General features: G+C 48.0%; 12 protein-coding genes. 11 read left to right on the top strand and 1 reads right to left on the bottom strand.

Features of this window, described 5'->3' with window-relative positions:
- Nucleotides 1-123: 123 nt before the first annotated feature.
- The 6 genes from QFZ51_RS24885 (at nucleotide 124) to QFZ51_RS24860 (ending at nucleotide 12,305) form a co-directional block, all read left to right on the top strand.
- Nucleotides 124-1,974, top strand: a complete 1,851-nt coding sequence (locus QFZ51_RS24885) for a glycoside hydrolase family 97 catalytic domain-containing protein (RefSeq protein ID WP_429050085.1) — start codon at nucleotides 124-126, stop codon at nucleotides 1,972-1,974.
- Entirely contained in the window at nucleotides 1,961-4,801 is a 2,841-nt protein-coding gene (locus tag QFZ51_RS24880; protein ID WP_429050084.1) for a hypothetical protein, read from the top strand. Before QFZ51_RS24885 ends, QFZ51_RS24880 begins: the two co-directional genes overlap by 14 nt.
- A gap of 2 nt (nucleotides 4,802-4,803) precedes the next feature.
- Nucleotides 4,804-6,489 (top strand): hypothetical protein, encoded by a 1,686-nt coding sequence (locus QFZ51_RS24875; protein ID WP_429050082.1) that lies wholly within the window; start codon nucleotides 4,804-4,806, stop codon nucleotides 6,487-6,489.
- A gap of 2 nt (nucleotides 6,490-6,491) precedes the next feature.
- On the top strand, nucleotides 6,492-8,450 hold the full coding sequence (locus tag QFZ51_RS24870; RefSeq protein WP_429050081.1) for a glycoside hydrolase family 2 protein: 1,959 nt from the start codon (nucleotides 6,492-6,494) through the stop codon (nucleotides 8,448-8,450).
- Nucleotides 8,451-8,482: 32 nt separating this feature from the next.
- A complete protein-coding gene (locus QFZ51_RS24865) occupies nucleotides 8,483-10,759 on the top strand; it encodes an FAD-dependent oxidoreductase (RefSeq protein ID WP_429050080.1) in 2,277 nt (758 codons plus the stop codon).
- 412 nt (nucleotides 10,760-11,171) lie between these two features.
- Nucleotides 11,172-12,305, top strand: coding sequence for an epoxide hydrolase family protein (locus QFZ51_RS24860; RefSeq protein ID WP_429050078.1), 1,134 nt, complete (start codon nucleotides 11,172-11,174; stop codon nucleotides 12,303-12,305).
- A gap of 11 nt (nucleotides 12,306-12,316) precedes the next feature.
- On the opposite strand, the gene QFZ51_RS24855 is transcribed toward QFZ51_RS24860, so the two are convergent.
- The gene (locus QFZ51_RS24855; protein WP_429050077.1) at nucleotides 12,317-13,405 is read right to left on the bottom strand and encodes an acyltransferase family protein; all 1,089 of its coding nucleotides are present in this window, start codon (nucleotides 13,403-13,405) and stop codon (nucleotides 12,317-12,319) included.
- Nucleotides 13,406-13,541: 136 nt separating this feature from the next.
- Between QFZ51_RS24855 and QFZ51_RS24850 the strand changes: the two genes are divergently transcribed.
- The 5 genes from QFZ51_RS24850 to QFZ51_RS24830 all read left to right on the top strand — a co-directional run bounded on the left by QFZ51_RS24850 (nucleotide 13,542) and on the right by QFZ51_RS24830 (nucleotide 21,300).
- Complete coding sequence (locus QFZ51_RS24850) at nucleotides 13,542-13,799, top strand: hypothetical protein (protein WP_429050076.1); 258 nt, start codon at nucleotides 13,542-13,544, stop codon at nucleotides 13,797-13,799.
- Nucleotides 13,800-13,975: 176 nt separating this feature from the next.
- Nucleotides 13,976-14,575: an RNA polymerase sigma factor gene (locus QFZ51_RS24845; RefSeq protein WP_370907689.1), complete on the top strand. Its 600-nt coding sequence runs from the start codon at nucleotides 13,976-13,978 to the stop codon at nucleotides 14,573-14,575.
- Nucleotides 14,576-14,742: 167 nt separating this feature from the next.
- The gene (locus QFZ51_RS24840) at nucleotides 14,743-15,936 is read left to right on the top strand and encodes a FecR domain-containing protein (RefSeq protein WP_429050074.1); all 1,194 of its coding nucleotides are present in this window, start codon (nucleotides 14,743-14,745) and stop codon (nucleotides 15,934-15,936) included.
- A 201-nt stretch (nucleotides 15,937-16,137) separates the two neighbouring features.
- Nucleotides 16,138-19,476, top strand: coding sequence for a TonB-dependent receptor (locus QFZ51_RS24835; RefSeq protein ID WP_429050072.1), 3,339 nt, complete (start codon nucleotides 16,138-16,140; stop codon nucleotides 19,474-19,476).
- A gap of 18 nt (nucleotides 19,477-19,494) precedes the next feature.
- Nucleotides 19,495-21,300: a RagB/SusD family nutrient uptake outer membrane protein gene (locus QFZ51_RS24830; RefSeq protein ID WP_429050069.1), complete on the top strand. Its 1,806-nt coding sequence runs from the start codon at nucleotides 19,495-19,497 to the stop codon at nucleotides 21,298-21,300.
- The last annotated feature ends 13 nt before the right edge of the window (nucleotides 21,301-21,313 follow it).

Below are 21,313 nucleotides of genomic sequence, written 5' to 3'. Positions count from 1 at the left end.
TTTTTTAGCGGCCCTATATTTTGAAGTTACGATGCGCAGGCTGTTAATTTGAAGGATTAAAAACTGATACGGTATTAATTATTTCACGTTCATATGCGGTGCTTGTTAATCATACTTCTATTATTGCCTGTTCAGATTGCACAGGCAACTGATACCCTGTTGCTGCAAAGTCCGCATAAAACACTGTGCACAAAACTTTTTACAGCACACGGCGCCCTCCTGTACCAGCTGCAGGCTGGCAAGCAGTGGGTGATCATGCCATCGCGCATGGGCATCAGGGTAAACAACAAAACCACCGGCGTCCATGTGCAACAAATGACCATCTCCAGAAGGGAGATAATCCGGGAAACACATCCCACGCGGCTGAATGCAGCTGTAGCTAAACAGGAGGGCATTGCCTATACGATCGCCATAAAAGAGCCTGGTACCACCTATACCATAGAATGCAGGATGTTTGATAACGGCTGCGCCTTCCGTTATATAATAGATGGAACAGCAGATAAACACGTGCAGGAAGAATTAACTGCTTTTACTGTGCCGGCTTCATACGGTGTATGGTATTTTGAACGGAACAACAGCTGGAAACTCCAGTCGTATGCAGGGTTATGGCAACACTCTACCATCAGTCAGTTATCCACCGTGTCAGCACAAGGCCCCATTCAGGGAAAGCCGCTGGTGATTGAACTGCCACAAAAAAAATATGCAGTGATTACTGAAGCTGCGTTGTACAACTATAGTGGCATGCGGCTCAAAGCCTCCGCCAATGGCAGCTTGCAGGTGAACTTCACAGAAGGCGATACCGGCTTCGTGGTGAAAGGTACATTAGTTACCCCGTGGAGAACGATCCTGTATGCAGATAACCTCAACGCAATGGTGAATAACCAGGTGATTGAAAATCTGAATCCGCAGCCCGACAGCCGTTTATTTACCGATATCTCCTACATAAAGCCCGGTAAAAGCGTATGGAGCTGGATTACGAGAGATGAACACTATATGGAGCCTGCAGAAGAGATGCGGTTTATAGACGCAGCTGCTGCCCTGGGCTTTGAATATTCGTTGCTGGATGAAGGCTGGGAAACCAAATGGCCCCATAAATGGGAACAGCTGAAAATGCTGTGCTGCGATGCAGCAAAGAAAGGGGTACGTATATGGGTATGGAAAAACTCTAAAGAGATAAGAGACACCGCGCAGCGGGATGCTTTCCTCGACAGCGTAGTGATGGCGGGTGCAGCAGGCATTAAAACCGACTTCATGAACAGCGAAGCCCAAACATTGATCGCGTTTGAAGAGGACCTGCTAAAAGCAACGGCCGCCAGGAAGCTGATGGTTAACTTCCACGGCTGCCAGGCGCCTACCGGAGAAAGCAAAACTTACCCCAATGAAATGACCCGCGAAGGTATCCGCGGCATGGAACTGAATATTATGAAAGAACCGATCCCGGCATGGCATAATGCGGCGTTGCCTTTCACCCGGTTCCTCTGCGGGCACGGCGATTATACCCCCGGCTTTTTTAGCAACCGCGGACATACAACCAATACGCATCAGCTGGCGCTGCTATACCTGTTTAATTCGCCGTTTCAATGCATAGCGGAAAACCCGGTCACTTTGCTGGATAATGATATTTATAAACCCATTCTTCCACTGCTGAAAACATTGCCGGTAACCTGGGATGAAACCATTGTGCTGCCTGGCAGCGATATAGGCAGGATGGCCGCTTTCGCCCGGAGGAAGGGGCGCGATTGGTACATAGCCGTGATTAACGGAACTGACAGTGCCAGCACATTTACCCTGCAGCCATCTTTTCTCAGTAAAAAAATAAAATATACAGCAACACTGATCACCGACACGCCTGATGGCAACGCTTTTGCATCCACATCTCCGGAGATCAATGCAAAATATTACAGGAAAATAATGATACCCGCAACAGGCGGTTTAGTTTTACGGTTAGCAGCACATAATAATGAAAACGACTAAAGAACTATATGGTCATATCGGATGGTTGTGCATAGCCGCTAACATGGTGAATGCACAAAGCCAGGTGTCTGTAAACCAGCAGGATATTGTTATCACCACTGCCGGCCGGTCGTACGCATTTGCTCCGTCATTTGTGGTATTATATAACGCCACGGATCCCGGTATGGCGCTAAAGCCCGCCGGTATTAAAAAAGTTGAATACAATGTGCTTACCTGGAAAGTAGCCGATAGCGCGAAGGCCGATTTCAAACAAAAGAAAATAAATGCTTCGGTTGCCGGCGACGGCTTCGACGACAGGATACTGCGCAGCAAAAAAGAATACAGAACCGCGAATATATTTAACGCCGGGGAAAGAACAGAGATCGTCGCAGATAGCATTGAACAAAAGAAAGACACGGTTTTCTTCCGTTTCCCCTCTTCCCAAAAATTCCGGTTAACGGCTTATGTTATCACCTCCGCCAAACCTTACCCCGTATTGCAGTACAGCTTCCAGCCTTTGCAGGATGGCTATTACAGCATTGGTTATACCGGCGCGCCGGCATCTGTAAAGGAGAAGGCCACTGCCATATGGCAGCCACTGATCTGGCAGGAAAAGCGGATCCCGGATGCCGCCTATCTTACACCGGCATTTATGGCTACACTGCCCACTACCATGGTATACGACGGCGCTGCTACCATTGGTGTGCTGGCCGCACCGGAGTACCTTCCTTTTCAGCCGTTGCCCGTACTGGCTAACAGCCGGTTTGGTATTGCACTGCTCAACCCGCAGCAACAATTGCAGCCACAGGTATATGCACCTATACCGGGAGGTTACGGTTCCCGCATGAATGCCGGGCAAACATTCCGTTTCGGACTTCAGCTGGTAGCGGAACCACTTGCCATCAACAATACTTATGAACGGATTGCGGAAAAAGTATTTGGCTTCCGCGATTACCGGCACAATGATATCTCTTCGCTTAATAGTACGCTGGATAATATGGTGGACTATGCCATGTCCGGCTACGCCTGGTTCATCGACAGCCTCAAAGGCTGCGCTTACTCCACAGATGTGCCGGGCGCTGTGAAAAATGTTTCCAGTCTTAACCCGCTGGAACTGGCGCTGGTAAGAGATGATACAGCGATGTTTGAAAAGAGGGCGTATCCGTTAATGGAGTTTATGTTGTCAAGGGAGAAGTTTCTTTTCAGCCTTGACAGCATCCAGAAGATCCAGAGTCCTTCCCGCAGGTTAAAAGGTCCGGTAGCGCCATTGTCGGAGTTAGCGGCGCTCTATGAGCTTTCAGGAGGCACTAATGATTTTTACCTGCAAATGATGCAGCGGGAATATAACAACGACCGCATACGCAATCTGGATGTAAAAGAAAAAGGCAACAACTGGATTAACGCGATGCACCTGTACCGCGCCACCGGCAATAAAACCTACCTGGATGCCGCAGTAACAAAGGCAAAGCAATACCTGGAACAACGGGTGTACCAGCCACAAACTGCTTTTGATGATCCGTTCTCCGGCAGCTTCTTTTTCTGGCCCACTTATACCAACAGGTGGATAGAGCTTTTACAGCTGTATGAACTCACCGGCAATAAAATATTCCTCGATGCAGCAGTGCAGGGAGCCCGGAATTATACCATGTTCACCTGGATGTGCCCAGTAGTGCCCGACAGCCTGATCACCGTGAATAAAGGCGGGAAGGCGCCCATGTATTGGTACCTGCAATCCAAAGGACATCAGCCCATGTATTACCCCGAGGAAAATGCGCCGGCCTGGCGGCTTTCGGAAACAGGACTGACGCCGGAATCATCCGGTACCGCCACAGGGCACCGCGCTATTTTCATGGCCAACTATGCCCCGTGGATGTTACGCCTCGGGTATTATGCGAAAGACAGCTTTCTCCTCAATGTCGCCAAAGCGGCCGTGATAGGCCGCTACAGGAACTTCCCCGGGTATCATATCAACACTGCGCGAACTACAGCTTATGAAAAAGCAGATTTCCCGCTGCATGAACATAAAGAACAGAGCGTTAATTCTTTTCATTATAATCATATCCTGCCTATGGCTTCCATGCTGCTCGACTACCTGGTAACGGACACCTATATACGTAGCAAAGGAAGTATTCATTTTCCGGCTGCGTATATTGAAGGATACGCCTATCTGCAAAGTAATATGTATGGTATGCAGAAAGGATCTTTTTACCAGGATAAGGACGTGCAGCTATGGATGCCTGGAAGATTACTGCGCATCAGCAATACAGAGCTGAATTACATCGCTGCAAGGAAGGATCATAAACTATTGCTGGCTTTTACCAATCAGTCGGCACAATCCGTTACCGCCACGGTAACAGTAAACCCCGCATTGATAAAACCGGCCGCCGGAAGTAAAGTGATTTCATACACCGGCGCGGCGCCGCAACAAACCAAAGACAGCACCTTTGTTGTTACCGTACCCGCCAACGGCATAGCCTCCGTAGTGCTTCAGGATGTAACCTATGCAGGCACCGGATTTCAGCAGCAAATATTATCAGGGACCAATAACCGCAGCCGGGATTATACCAGGCTCAGCACCGGCAACGCACACGCGATGCTGTTTAAGTTCGGCAGTTACGGCAGGCGCCTGTATATCTACCTGGAAGACGATGATACCAAACTGAAAAATGTCTCCCTGTATTATACCAGTAATACCGGGAAAGAAGCAAAAATCACGGATACCACCTACCCGTTTGAGTTTACGGTACCATTACCGGAACAACAACCGGTGAAATTCCGTTTAGCCGTAACCGGTATAGATGGAAAGTTAACAGAAAGCAAAACAGTTGTACTAGGAGAAAAAGAATAATTATGTACAATACACCGGCACAGAAAATTTTCAGGACCACAGCAGCCATCTTACTGGCTGCGAGCATCCACGTGTCCGCTCAATCCGTACACGTAAAAGATTTTCATGCCATCCCCAACGATGGCCTGGATGATGCCAAAGGCATACAGGACGCACTGAATTATGCAAAAGCAAATAACATTCCTACCATATTATTTGACAGCGGCCGGTACGATCTGCTCCAGGTAAGTGCCACTGCATTGAACGCTTACACTGGTCTGAAGGAATATGCAGGGCTGCATTTACAGGGAGCTGCAGCAGCGGATCATACACCTGCCACCCGGCTGGTGAAGAAGAATCCGCAGCAGAATAACACGATACTGCCGCCGCATATGCGTTTCGACCAGTGCAATAACCTGGTGATGGAGAACCTGGTATTCGATAACGATCCGCAGTATGCTACCGCGGGAACAGTAGTGGAGAAAGACGCTTCGCATGCAGTGGTGCAGGTGTTTGACGGATTGCCGGCTGTAAACGGAATGGGTTGCTATACTGCTAACATATGGGACAGTGCGACACGTATGTTGAAACAGGTGTCCAGTCTTACTTTCGTTGATGAGATAGCCACGCAGCAACTTTACTGGCAACTGGAAACAAAGGAGCAAAAGAATTATATGCGGATGAACAACGCTGCCTTTGCATCACGGCTTGCCGTGGGAGATGTAGTGTCGTGGCACTTTGGCGGGCAAACCATGTTCCAGCTGGCAATAAACAACTGCGATGATCTTGTTCTCAGAAATATCTCGATGGTTAACATCGCAGGATTTGGTATCCATACTTACGACTGCAAAAACATTACCGGGCAACAGGTGGTATTCAAAGCCACCGGCCGGCAACTGGCAGTAGGTCCGCGCGATGCCTGGAAAATAAACAGCTGCGATGGCCTGGTAGCAATAGATAGTATGTATGTGGAAGGTGTTCGTTGGGACGGACAGAATGTACACAGCGCCTTCTTCCAGGTGAAGGAACGGCTCGCATATAATAAAATAAGGGTGTGGAAAAGATATACCGGCGTAGCGCCTTTCTTAAACGACAGCATCGGGTTTTGGAATGGAAATAACGCTGTCAGTAAAATGCCGGTGAGCTGGCAGCTGGAACCAGCGGGAGACGGTGGTATCTACGGCATCATCACCCTGCAGGATTCACTGCCTGATTTTGTACAGGCGGGAACGCTTATCACGGTGTACGAGTGGGACATTGACGACTACCGGTTGTCGCACAGCACCTTCAGAAACATCGCCGGGTGCGCCGGTGTTATCAAATGCGCCAAAGCTACGCTGCAGCAGGTTTCCTACGATCATATTATGTACCCTGCGTTGGTGCTGGGTACGGAAATTACCACTCATAATGAAGCCACTTTTCCGCAGGATGTGATGATCCGGGAATGCAGCTTTAACGCCAGCGGCTGGGTGTCGCGCATCGGTAAAGCAGGATTGGTGGGGATTGGCAACAGCGGCACGGAAGCAATGGCAATAGGAACCATACAGTTTGATCACTGTTCTTTTTCCAATGCACCTATCGGCATTAACGCAAGTGGTATTAAGGTGTTGAAAATTACCAATAATCATTTCGTCTCGGTGAATCAATCTTATAAAGTAAACAATAGTAACACCGGCCAGGTGATCTTTGAAAATAATACTGAACAATGAAGATGAAGAATATACTATTTGTGTTATTGCTGAGCCCTTTCCTGGTGATGGCGCAGGGTACTTCAAAGGCGCCGCTCAGTGGCGTATGGACGTTTGCGTTAGACCCCATGAGCAGGGGGATACAGGATAAATGGTACGCTGCGGATTTTGCTTCAGCAGGCTTTGATAAAGTACAGGTGCCACATAGCTTTTCAGTGGATAAGCGCTATTTTTTTTATACCGGAACGGCCTGGTATTTTAAGAAGTTCAATGCGCCTGTTGTGCAGAAAAACGAACGCACCTTCCTGCAGTTTGATGCCGTGTTTTATAAAGCAAAGATCTGGCTGAACGGGCAGGTGGCCGGCGAGCACGAGGGCGGCTATACGCCTTTTGAAATAGAGGTAACCGGCTTACTAAAAGATAAAAATACACTCGCCGTATCGGTGAATAATGCGTGGGATACTACCACTATTCCCGGGGCTAAGGCCAGCGACGCCAAAGAAGCGCCAAATGCCACCCAGCTATATGCCTGGATGAATTATGGCGGCATCACCAGGCCGGTGCACCTTATTACACGGCCTGCAGCCTTTATACGAAATATAAAGGTAGTGGCCGAACCGGATCTGAAAAAAGGGAATGCCCGTATACAGGTAATCGCTTCGCTGAAGGATTACCAGTCGCCCGATGTAAAGGTGAACATCTATCAATCAGGTAATAAAAATAACATCCGCTTTAAACAAATATCTGCCAATGCTTCGCAAGTAACACTGGAAGGCATACTGTTATCTGCGAAGTTATGGAACCAGGATGCGCCGCATCTCTACGAAGCTGAAGTGATTGCAGGGGCAGACACCATGCGGAAAACATTCGGTATCCGGCGGCTGGAAATTAAAGGCACGCAACTGCTGCTGAATGGTGAGCCTGTCCGCATGGGCGGTTGCAACCGGCCGCTGGATTACCCCGGATACGGTTCCCTTGATCCGGATACAGTGCTGGAGAAGGACCTGCAGCTGATCAAAAGCGGTAGTATGGAACTGTCGCGGATCAGTCATTACCCGGTATCTGAAAGTATGCTCGACTGGGCCGATAAGCATGGTCTCCTTATCATCAGCGAAGCCGGTAACTGGCAAATGACGCCACGCCAGATGGCCGATCCGCTGATGCGGGCAAAGTATCAGTCGCAGTTGAAGGAAATGGTGGAGCGCGACTGGAATCATCCCAGCGTAATCGCCTACAGCCTGGGAAATGAGTTTCAATCGCAAACACCGGAAGGTATTTCCTGGGTGAAAGATATGGGCGTTTTCGTAAAATCACTGGATGCCAGTCGGTTGGTCACCTTTGCCAGCTTTAATGTATGGCGCGAATTTGTAAAACGTCCGGAAGATGAAGCGTCCCTGTATGTGGACTTTATCAGTACCAATATTTATGGCAACGATCAGCTGCCACATCTCCAGCATATTCATGAAATATATCCCAACAAGCCGGTTTATATCAGTGAATTTGGTATGCGGCTGCCGCAAAGTGGAAAAGAAGAAGACCGTATCGCTTATTTCAGAAGGGCCATGCAGATCTTCCGCCAATGCGATTATCTCATAGGAGCTTCTGTATGGACGTTTAATGATTACCTGAGCCGGTATCCCGGAACAGATGCAAACGGTTACCGTGCATGGGGATTGGTGGCGCCCGACAGGACACTGCGTGCGGTGTATCCTGTATGGCAGGAGGAATTTTCTCCTGCTGTTATTGAACTGGTAAAGTTGAATGAAGATAAAGCCATTGTTAAGATCACTGCCCGTGTTGATTTTCCTTCTTATGTACTACGCAATTACCAGCTCAGGTATGGTAATAATTCACTGGAGCTGCGGACGCTGAAACCGGGTGAAAGCCAGGAGGTGACCATACCTGTTACCGGTAAGGCACTCACAGTAGCCTTGGTGAAACCCGGCGGGTTTGTAGTAGTCACAAAAAGTATAAAGGAATAATACACGATCAATAAAATTATAACCGTACAATCATGATACAATCTGGAGAAACAAACAGTCGCTCTTTTCCCGGCATAGCGCTTAACGCGGACCTGGTTATCACCGGTGGCGGCCTTTCAGGCGTGTGCTGTGCCATTACAGCGGCCAGGCAGGGATTAAAAGTAGTACTGGTGCAGGACAGGCCGGTACTTGGAGGAAATTCAAGCAGCGAAATCCGTTTATGGATACTGGGCGCCACCTCACATATGGGCAACAACAACCGCTGGGCGAGAGAAGGTGGCTTGGTAGATGAGATCCTGGTAGAAAACACGTACCGGAACCCGGAGGGTAATCCCGTTATATTTGATATGGTGCTGCTGGATAAAGTGAAGAAAGAACCTAATATCACCCTGTTGTTAAATACCGCCGTATATGCAGTGGAAAAAAAGGATGCCACTACCATTAGTTCGGTGAAAGCTTTTTGCAGCCAGAACCAAAAGGAATATTTATTAAGCGCTCCTTTATTTTGCGATGCCTCCGGCGATGGGGTAGTGGGCTTCCTTTCAGGCGCCGCTTTTCGCATGGGCGCAGAAAGCAGCGAAGAATTCGGTGAAAAATTTGCTCCTTCCGCCACGTATGGAGAACTACTCGGACATACCCTGTATTTCTACAGTAAAGATACCGGCAAGCCTGTAACATTCATCCCTCCTGAATTTGCCCTGAAAGACATTACAAAGATCCCGCGTTTTAAAACATTCAATGCAAAGGATTTCGGCTGCCGCCTCTGGTGGGTGGAGTATGGAGGCCGGCTTGACACTGTTCACGACACAGAAGATATCAAATGGGAGCTGTGGAAGGTGATATACGGCGTATGGGATTATATCAAGAACTCCGGCAATTTCCCGGAAGCAGCCACACTTACCCTGGAATGGGTGGGCGCTATTCCCGGTAAAAGGGAAAGCCGCCGTTTCGAAGGGGATTACATGATGAAACAGCAGGATGTGATTGAGCAACGTACCCATGAAGATGCAGTAGCTTTCGGCGGCTGGTCGGTGGACCTGCACCCCGCCGACGGCGTTTTTAGTGAGAAACCAGGCTGCAATCAGTGGCATAGCAAAGGCATCTACCAGATTCCATACCGGAGCCTGTATAGCAAAAATATCACGAACCTTTTCCTGGCGGGGCGCATCATCAGCGCATCGCATGTGGCCTTTGCCTCTACCCGTGTAATGGCTACCGCAGCATATGTATCGCAGGCTGTTGGAGTGGCTGCGGCGGTTTGTAAAGAGCAACATATTTTACCGGCAGACATTTTTAATAAGGGGCACATCGCCATTTTACAGCAACGCTTACTTAAAACGGGGCAATATATCCCCGGGTTAACGTTGAAGGATAACGAGGACCTGGTACAATCGGCCGTGATCACCGCATCCAGCGAGCTGGTGTTTAAAGAGTTTCCCGGTAAGCCGCTCCTGAAACCTTTAACCCTCTCCGTTGCACAGATGCTGCCTTTACAAAAAGGAGAGGTGGCGCCTTTTATTTTTCATGCAGATGCGACCAGCAACACCGAAATAGAAGTGGAACTACGCGTGAGCAGCAAGCGCGGCAACTATACGCCGGATATTACCCTGGCAAAACAAACCATTCCGTTACATCCTGGCAGAAACTGTGTGGACCTTCGCTTTAATACATCTTTAGAAAATACGGCCTACGCATTTGTTACTTTCATGAAAAACCCGTTGGTGCAATTGCATTTTACAGAGAAGAGAGTGACAGGGATACTGTCGGTGTTCAACAGCGTAAACAAAGCTGTTTCCAACTACGGCAAACAAACACCGCCCGAAGATATTGGCATGGAAGCATTTGAGTTCTGGTGTCCGCAACGCCGGCCGGAAGGGCATAATATCGATTTAAAATATCACCAGGGCATAAACTTATTCAAAGCAGAAAATATCCGCAACGGAACCGACCGGCCTGCATCCACGCCCAATGCCTGGGTAGCCGACTGGAACGATCCGCAACCCCGGCTGACGCTGAAATGGAATGCGCCGCAACAGATCAGTACCATCGATCTGTTCCTCGATACAGATTATGATCATCCGATGGAATCAGTATTGATGTCGCATCCTGAAACGGTCATGCCTTTTTGTGTAAGGCAGTACCGGATTAAAGATGCAGCTGGAAATATAGTAGCAGAGAAAACAGGTAATTACCAGACGCACAACCGTATTCAATTGCAGCAACCTGTTACAACGGATACGCTGGTCATTGAACTGGAACATCCGTCTGCCAATGTGCCGGCGGCATTGTTTGCGGTGCGTTGCTATTAACGGAGTGTTCCTTTTTATTCCTATAACATAAGTATGGAGGGCCTTCAGATCGCAGGATTTGGAGGCTTTTGTTGTAATTGGAATGAGACGCTATTTGTTAATACAGCAACGTTTGGAATTCCCAGTGTGAGCAATGTTTATTTAGACCGATAATTGCGACATATATCGCCATTAATTCACATTTATGAATACGAGAAAACACATGAAAGGCGCGTCATCATTAGGCGTGAAAATAATACGGGATAAATCCCTGGATAAATTTTCCGGAAAAGTCTTGTTTCCGGATAAACTAAAACAAGCCAATAAAGTTGTTGCCAAATTAAAATGGTAATCTGATAGTTTTATCAGCCGTACTAAAACCCTCATTCCGGCTTTCTTTTTGTGTCATCCACCCTGGTACAAAACATCTTCTATGACACAACCATTCCAGGTCGCCATCAGACAACCGGTACTCGATGATCTGAAAGCCCGCATTCTCGCTACCAGGTGGCCGGACGCAATAAATCCAGCCGGCTGGGAATACGGAATGAGCCTTTCCTACATGAAAGAGTTGGCTACATATTGGGCCCATGATTTTGACTGGAGAAAAACTGAAGACGCCATCAATGCCTGGCCCAATTTTATCATAGAAATTGATGGCTATAAAATTCATTACCTCCACGTAAAAAGTAAATACCCGGATGCTATTCCTATCATCATTTCCCACGGCTGGCCAGGTTCTTTCCTGGAAATGCTGAAAACCATTTCTTATCTCAAGGATAATGAAACACTGCCATTCGATGTAGTGGTGCCGTCACTCCTGGGGTTTGGATTTTCAGATAAGCCTGCAAAGGAAGGGATAAACGCCTCATTGATGGCCCACCTCTGGGTGAAGCTGATGGAAGGGCTGGGCTATGATAAATTTATGGCACAGGGAGGCGATTTCGGCGCCATTATCGCTACGCATATCGCCATGCGGCACCCGGACAAGCTGACCGGGCTGCACATGAACTATATTCCGTTCAACTATAAGCCGTTTATACCGCCCGGTGAAAAACTGACAACAGCAGAAACGGCTGCGCAGCAAAAAACCGCTCAGTTCTTCCAGGCGGAAGGCGCTTATGCCCAGGTACAAACAACAAAACCGCTCACGCTTTCATATGGCCTACAGGATTCTCCGGTAGGACTGTGTGCATGGATACTCCAGATCTTCCGCAGCTTTTCGGATCCCGGCGCAGTGCTGGAGCAGTTATTTTCAAGAGATGAACTGTTGTCGAATGTTACCCTGTTCTGGATCACACAAACGATCCATTCTTCTATGCGTTTATACCATGAGATCCGGAATGAACCGCTGGCGTTCGGAGAAAATGATTTCATAGAAGTACCTGTTGGCATTGCACACTATCCTTATCCCGTTAGCTTTCCTGCACGGAAATATGTTGAAAGAGGATATCATGTTTGCTATTGGAGAGAGATGCCAACAGGGGGACATTTTGCCGCCATGGAACAGCCTGAACTTTTTGCACAGGATGTAGGCGCATTTGTGAATACTATTTTATCAAAGTAGCAGTAGATACTTTAGGCACTCATTTTTCTCCTGGCATTTAAATATTTCCGCACCGGAATATCGTACAATACCATCACCAGGTAGGAGAAGCCCACCAAAAGGAGGGTGCCGGCGGTGATGATAAATGCCAGCTGCATGGTTCCGGGTTTATACGCCGTATAGTAATTGGCGAAGATCCATATCCCTGCATAATGTGTCATATAAAGCGGATAAGATATCTTCCCGGAAAAAACACACAAGTTTTTTAATCCGGAAGTAAGCCTCGCGCCAGTTCCGAGTACAATGAGTAAAGGGAAATAAAACAATACCACCAGCACTTCCACCAGCCAGTTCCATTGAAAATGAGGCATCAGGAACGGCAACATCAGCAAGGCCGACAGCCCGATGAAGCCCAGCCGGTTCTTTATAATCCAGCTGAAACGGAACACCAGCAGCCCGGCAAGAAAGGAATAGGAAATACGCACAGCGCCATCCCAGAAGTTATCTTTTCCCCAGCCACCCATCAGGTTCCCTGCATGATAACCGACTACGACAATACCCGCAGCAGCCAGCAGGGCTAATATGACCAGGTAGCGCCGGCTTAGTTTAACGAGAATAAGCGCATACAATATATTGGCCACGTATTCCCAGAACAGCGACCACGCAGGCGCATTAAAACTGAATAGGTTAAAACCCCGGTCCATCATAAGTGGAAAGGGAATCAGGAGGATACTGGTAAGAAAAAACAACGCTATTTTGCCAAATCCATATAATTCCGGGTGACCGCCGAACGGATCAAAAAGAAAGCCGAGCAGCCCCAATACAGACCCGAAAATAACCAGGGGATGTAACCTGATGATCCGCGATTTAAAGAACTCCCTGAACCCCATTTTGCCAATGCGGTTATCATAGGCATATCCAATCACAAACCCGGATAAGCAGAAAAAGAAGTCGACCGCCAGGAAACCATGTCCCACAAAGTTCTTACTGTAATCAGTATAAACTACTTCCATAAAATGAAAAACAACTACCGTTAAAGCGGCTATTCCTCTTAATCCATCCAATATTTCAAAATGCTGTTTGGTTCTTAGCAGATCCGGGTTCAATTTGTTCACGTTCATTAAATACTGTTATATATAGATGACAGGCTGCTTTACAGCCGCTAAAAGGCGGTAAATAAATAACATTATTTCTTAATTTCCTAACAATCAAAGCTGGTGTGCCTTTTGTGAACGGGGTTACTATAAAATATATAGTATGGAAACAACAGATATCACCGTTTATATCGACAATAAGCCTTACCGTTTTCACATCGACGTGGATTACGAGAATGACAAAACCACCTACCGGGTATCCACTGATGAGGAACACAGCGAAAAGCTTGATTTTATGCCGCCACACCTGCAGTTTAACGAAGACGGGGAAGTGACCCTGAAAGAGCGGCTGCATACGGTAGAGCAGGAGCAGATTGCGCGGCTTATCTGGCAGGAAATCATTGACAAGATGAAACCATGAAACGGTATGTGGCACGTTTGCCACAGCCTTGTCTCCGGTCTCAGCCATAGAAATGATCAGATGCCAATATAGTATCAAAATTTGCTAATCACTTTGAATTTTTTAGCAAATGATATTATAATTTGATCTCACTGTATTCCCGTTCCCACAGGGTGGTTTTAAAGTGAGGTCATTTAATGAAAACAACTGAAATCATCAGCGAAGAATGTTATGCCATCCGCCTGCAGCAGGGCGACGAGGTGGCTTTCCGTTATATTATGGACCGGTATTTTGCGGTCATTACCAATTTTGCGAAGAGGATTGTCGTGAATCATGCTATCGCGGAAGATGTAGCAGAAGAAACATTTATAAAATTATGGAACGATCATGCAAAGGTCGGTTCCTTTCAATCTATAAAGGCGTTTCTGTACATCGCCGCCAGGAATGCCTGTTTTAATGAATTGAGAAAAGAGAAAAACCTGCAATACCGCCATCATGCCTATGCCGCCAGCATGACGGGCGAAGCCGATTTCGTAGCCAACGAAATTATCCGCGCAGAAGTAAAAGCAGAGATATTAAGAGCAGTGAACAGTTTACCCGTAAAAATGAAAAGAGTATTCCAGCTCGGCTTCCTCGAGGGCTTGCCCAACCGCAAAATTGCGGAAGAATTGCAGATCTCCGTTAATACCGTTAAGGCGCAGAAATTCCGCGCACTGGAACTGGTAAAGGGAAAACTCCAGGGAAAAGATATTCTTCCCTTTGCATTAATAATACTGGCGGCATTTCACAAAGATTAATCCCCGTCTTCAAAAAAATAAAAAAAACTTTCTCCCCCACTAACCCGAAATGATCCGGGCAGTGTATCCACTATATAACGGCATTAATTTTTTCTCAGCAAAGATGTGCAGCCCGTGGCCCTGTAATGTGTGGTCGCAGTGGTCATGGCTGCATACTATTATTTTCTATGGAAGAAAAAGACGTACAACAGCTATTACATATCGCCGGACTTATTTACCGGCAGCGATCGGGGGAACTGGATGAAGCGGAGCAGGAAACGCTGGACAACTGGCTGGCAGCCAGTGAGCAAAACAGGCAGCTGTTCCGGGAACTTTCCAGTCAGGATCTGGAAGCCATCACGCGCAACGAAGCCGATCCGGCTAACCTGCAGGCATCTGTTGAAAGAGTATATCTGGCCACCGGCATTAAACCCGGACCAGCACGTATATATATAAGTAAGTGGAGAACCTGGAGATGGGCCGCTGCCGTACTTGTTCTTGCTGTTGCCGGCGCCGCCGGCCTGCAGCTGGCAAAAGAGAAAAGTAAACCAATAGCGGCCATCCATACCACCGATGTGGCGCCTGGTAGCCGCAAAGCCACGCTGAAACTGGGCAACGGCGCTACCATTGTCCTCGACGACGCGCAGAACGGCGTAATCGCCAACCAGGGCAAAACCGTGATCAAAAAATCGGGTAATGGCCAGCTGGTATACGATGCATCCGCATCCGTTACCACAGAAATAACTTACAACACCATTACCACACCAAATGGTGGCGAATACGAAGTAATACTGCCTGATGGCTCGCACGTTTGGCTGAATGCGGCTTCGGTGATCCGTTTCCCGGCAGCATTCACCGGCAATACCCGTAAGGTGGAAATTAACGGGGAAGCGTATCTTGAAATAGTAAAAAATGAAAAAGCGCCTTTCATCGTTGTTTCCGGCAAACACTCGGTGGAAGTACTCGGAACAAAATTCAATATCCATTCCTATCCGAAAGAAGAAGATATCACCACTACATTAATCCAGGGAAGTATCCGCATCGCCGCCGGTAAATATACCAAAGTGCTGCAGCCCGGTCAGCAATCGCTCGTGAACACCAGCACCAATAGCAATATCCGGCTGGCCACCGGCGTAAACATGGATGAAGTACTCGCCTGGCGGAATGGCAAATTCATTTTTGACGACGCCTCACTTAAAACAGTAGTGAGCCAGCTGGAACGCTGGTACGATGTAAATATTGACTATGCCGGTATGGAAGACTACCGCTTCAACGGCGAAATATCAAGGAATGTAAGTCTTTCGAAAGTATTAAAGATGATGGAACTCACCAGTAATATCCACTATAAAATAAACGACAGGAATATCTACATGACAAAATAAGCAAAGCAAAAGACAAAAAAACCGGAAGCGCGGGAACGCTGCCGGTTATCGTCAGGCTAATGGGGACTTCGTATCAATAAAATCCTTCAACCTTAACATCGCAAATGTATGAATTTTATCATTCATCGCAAGGACCATCTGCGCCTATCCAAACCGGTGCCAGGGAATTGCTTTATCAACCATTCCAAAGTACTCCTGGTTATGAAACTAACTGCTTTACTCTTAACAGGTATCTGCCTGCAGGTCAGTGCAACGGCCTGGTCACAGGAGGTCACCTTATCAGAGAGAAACGCGCCGCTAAAAAAGGTATTGCAGCAGATCAGCAAACAAAGCGGTTACACCTTTTTTTACGATGCCCGTTATCTCAACGAAGCCAAACGTATCAACCTTGATATCACCAACACGCCGGTAGATAAAGCCCTGGACGCCTGCTTCGCAGGCCAGCCCTTTACCTACGAAATGCTGGACCGCACCATTATTGTAAGAAGAAAAAAGACAGAAGAAAAAACGGTCGCACCAACGGCAGTTATCAGCTGGGTACTGTCGGGGAAGGTGATCAACGAAAAAGAAGAAGCCCTGCCCGGCGCTACCATCAAGGTGTTGGGCACACCCAAAGGCGTAGTAACAGACGTGTTTGGAAAATTCCTGGTAGAAATCGGCAGCGAAAACGATTCCCTGTCGGTTACCTTCATCGGTTATAAAACACAGATCATACACCCCGGCAATCAGAAAACGATCGTCGTAAAATTATTGCCTGACCTCGAAAACCAAAAACTCAATGACGTTGTGATCGTAGGTTTTGGTACGCAGAAAAAAATCTCTGTTACAGGCGCCGTATCCACTGTGAAGGTGAGCGAACTGCAGCAGTCTTCCACCGCCTCCCTGTCAAATACCATCGGTGGCCGGCTGCCCGGTATCATTACCCGCCAGAACTCCGCGGAACCGGGTTTTGACGCCGCCAGCGTATTTATCCGCGGCCTCGGCACGTTCACCGGTAACAAGTCGCCTCTCATCCTGGTAGATGGTATCGAACGCGATATGAACAACCTGAACGTACAGGAAATAGAAACCTTCTCAGTGTTGAAAGATGCGTCAGCTACCGCTGTTTATGGGATCCGCGGCGCCAACGGCGTAATCCTCATCAACACAAAGCGCGGCGCTGAAGGCCGGCCCATCGTTTCGTTCCGTACAGAAACCGCCCGTCTCACCGGTATGCGCTTTCCCAGTTATATCAACAGCTACGAATACGCAATCCTGGCGAATGAAGCCATGAAAAATATCGGCAAGCCTCCTTTCTATACGGATGAACAGGTACAGAAATACAAAGATCATTCAGATCCTTACCTGTACCCCGATGTAGACTGGATCGACGTAGTGCTGAAAAAGCATACCATACAAACCATCAATAACCTCAGCGTAAGAGGCGGTAACCAAACATTCCGCTACTACACCAATGTAGGTTATACGTTTGTTGATGGTCTTTATAAAGAAGACAAATCCGTTCCTTATAAAACAAATACCAGCTTAAAACGCTACAATTTCAGATCCAATGTAGATGCCAATCTCTCCAAAAATCTTACGATGGACCTCAGTCTTGGCGGCATCATTGAAAACGGCAACGCTCCCGGCCTGCAAGGCGGCGCCCCCGAATTATTCGATGCACTGAGATGGACGCCCAACAACGCTTACCCCATAAAAAATCCAAACGGATCCATCCCCGGGTTAGGCACCTTCCTGAATGAAAACCCCTTTACTAAAAGTACACAAACGGGCTATCAGAAAAGGTTCCGGAATACCATCCAAAGCTCGCTCGGCGCTACCTGGGATTTGTCGTCGCTGGTTACAAAAGGACTTAAACTGAGAGGACTTTTTGCATACGACTACTACGGCGCCATGACCACCGTGCGCGTGAAAAGCCCGGCGTCTTACCAGTACCTCGGCCCGGATGCCAACGGCGTAGACCAGTATCAGCTCATCAAAACAGAGCAGGCACTCGGCTACTATACCAACTCCGGCGCCAACCGCGCCGCCTACCTGGAAGTATCTGCCAACTACGACCGCAGCTTTGGCGATCACCGGATAGGAGGGCTTATATTAGGTAACCGGCGTGAATATGTAGACCTGCTCGCAGGAAGTTCTATCGGCAATATCCCTTTCAGGCGACAAGGACTCGCCGGCCGCATAACCTACGATTATAACTCCAAATATTTGCTGGAGTTTAACGTGGGCTACAATGGCTCGGAGAATTTCCCCAAAGGAAAACGATACGGCTTCTTTCCCTCCGCAGCTGCCGGTTGGCTCGTGTCCAACGAAAACTTCTGGAATAAAAATATCATCAGCTTCCTGAAAATAAGAGGCTCCTACGGACAGGTAGGCAACGACCAGATAGGCGGCGCCAGGTTCCTGTTCCAGACAACCATCGATAAAGCCCCCGGCCATACCTGGTTTGATCCGTACTATATGTTCGGCGCCAATCAAACCTACCAGACAGGCGCTTTCATGGAAAGCCGCATCGGTAATCAGAACGTGACCTGGGAAGTAGCCACCAAAGGAAATATCGGGGTAGATATGGAACTGCTCAACGGAAAAATTACCCTCACCGTAGATGCGTTCAAAGAACGGAGAAATGGTATCCTCATCGCACGTCAACAAATACCCATATCAGCAGGTTACCCGTCAGGGATTATACCTTATGCCAACCTCGGAATAGTGAACAATAAAGGCGTAGATGGAAACATCGAAATAAAAAACAAAACAAAATCAGGCTTCTACTATTCCATCCAGGGCAATTTTACCTACGCCCACAATGAAATAGTAGAAGATGATTCACCTGTAAGACCACTGGCCTACCAGAACAGCCGGGGGCAAAGCATCGACCGCCCCTTCGGCTATGAAGCCCTCGGCCTGTTCAAAGACCAGGCAGATATCGACAAAAGCCCTTCGCAATCAACGCTGCAATCGGTAATACGCCCCGGTGATATCAAATACCGCGACCTCAACGGAGATGGTAAAATAACACCCGACGACAGAACCTATTTCGGTTACGCACGCAACCCGGAAATCATGTATGGCTTCGGTGGCACGGTGGCGTGGAAAGGAGTAGACATGAGCATATTTTTCACCGGCGCAGCGAAAACAAGCTACCTGCTCAGCGGCCGCAGTTCGTATGCGTTTTCAGGCGGAGTAGGGAATTACAACGTGATGCGCGAAGTATACGACAACCGTTGGATACCAGGTGCAGATAACACCAACGCCAAATATCCTACGGTGATTGATATCAACAATACCAACAACTATGTAACCAGCACCCTCTACATGAAAAATGGCAACTACCTGCGCCTGAAATCTGCAGAGATAGGGTATACATTCACCAAAACCCTCACCAAAAGGGTCGGTATCAGCAGCGTTCGCGCATTTATCAACGGCACCAACCTCGCCGTATGGGATCATATCAGAATAGCGAATCCTGAAATTGATAACGGGGAAAGTCTATACCCGCTGCAAAGCAGCATCAATGCAGGGGTACAGGTAAATTTTTAAAGCATTAAAATCATTAGGATGAAAACGATCACAACATATTGTACGTTCCTGTTCCTTCTCCTGGCAGCCGTATCCTGTAAGAAAGACTTCCTGGATAAAGCGCCGGATGATGATCTCACTATTGCCGACGTATTCTCTAACCGCGATTACGCCAACAACTATCTCACCAACGTATACTCACACCTGCCGGATGAAATGGTATGGGCAGATAATAAAGATAATCCCTTTCATGGCGCCGCGGATGAACTGAAACAGTTCTACCCGCCGTCGTTTTGCAACAGCATGACGTCTGGCGCATGGGACCCTAATTCCACCGTGATTAATCCCTGGGCCAGGAATTATGCGGGCCTGCGCAAAGCAAATATCTTTATTGAAAATATCGACAAAGTACCGCTGGATCAATTCTATACAAAGGAAGCGCGTGACCGCCAGAAAGGAGAAGCTATTTTCCTGCGCGCATTCTATCATTTCCTGCTGGTAAGATTATACGGCCCGGTACCCATCGCCGACAGCAGCATTTCACTGGATACCGATTTCAAGAGCATCCGGCGGCAACCCCTGGAAAAGTGCGTGGCATACATCGTATCACAATGCGATCAGGCAGCTGCACTGCTGCCGACCCGTATTACCTCCGAAACAGAATACGGACGGCCCGCCAAATCTGCTGCACTGGCACTGAAAGCAAGAATGCTGCTGTACATGGCCAGCCCGTTGTTTAATGGTAACCCCGACTATGTGAATGTAAAAGACCATGAAGGCGTGTCGCTGTTCCCGGCTTACGACGCCAGCCGCTGGCAGGCAGCTGCAGATGCCGCAAAAGCCTGTATCGATCAGACACAGGCCGCCGGGTATGCGCTCTATACTTCTCCCGGTAATAACCCGGTGAAAAACTACCAGGAAATATTTTACATGAACAACAACCAGGAAGTATTCTTTGCCTATAATGATGGTACCTACGATGGTCTGGATGTTTATAACGAACCGCTTAGTCTCGCCGGATTTACTTTGCATGCGCCTACCCAGGATATCGTGGACCAGTATGAAATGGCAAACGGACAACGCCCTATCACCGGCTACACCGGCGATCATTCGCCCATCATCAACCCGCTGTCTGGTTATACGGAAACCGGCTTTACCGATACTCCCGGACCGGATAACCTGTATGTAGCCGGTACCAGCAATATGTATGTAGGCCGTGAACCACGGTTTTATGCCAGTATTAACTTCTCGGGGTCGGTGTGGAAAACGCGTACCGGCGGACTGGAATTCTGGTTCAAGGGGGCCGACGGAAAGCAACGTGCAGGCGGAGGCAATTACAGCGTAACAGGTTACCTGCTGAAGAAATTATCTGACCCGAATTTTGTTTTTAAACCACAGGAGAAAAGAACGCTGCGCACCTGGATCTTCTTCAGGCTGGGAGAACAATACCTCAACTACGCAGAAGCGTTGAATGAAGCACAGGGCCCCGTGGCCGATGTATATAAATATGTAAACCTGATCAGGAACCGCTCCGGGCTGCCCGCCCTGCCAGGCGGATTAGGCAAGGACGAAATGCGGGAACGTATTCATCATGAAAGACAAATAGAGATGGCGTTTGAATCGCACCGGTATTTCGATTGCCACCGCTGGAAGATTTCTGAAACAACAGATAACGCCAACATGTATGGATTAAATATCTATGCAGGAGAATCAAAAACAGATCCTGCTTTCTTTAAAAGAACCGTTTTTGAACGCCGGGTTTTTGAAAAGAAACATTACCTGTGGCCAATGCTGAAATCTGAAACTGATAAAAATCCTAATCTACTTCAAAACCCAGGATGGTAATAAAATAAACCGG

This window comes from Chitinophaga sp. W3I9 (assembly GCF_050434025.1).
Classification (GTDB): Bacteria; Bacteroidota; Bacteroidia; order Chitinophagales; family Chitinophagaceae; genus Chitinophaga.
The sequence above is the reverse complement of the archived record's forward strand: the minus strand, read 5'-3'. Positions and strand labels throughout refer to the sequence as shown.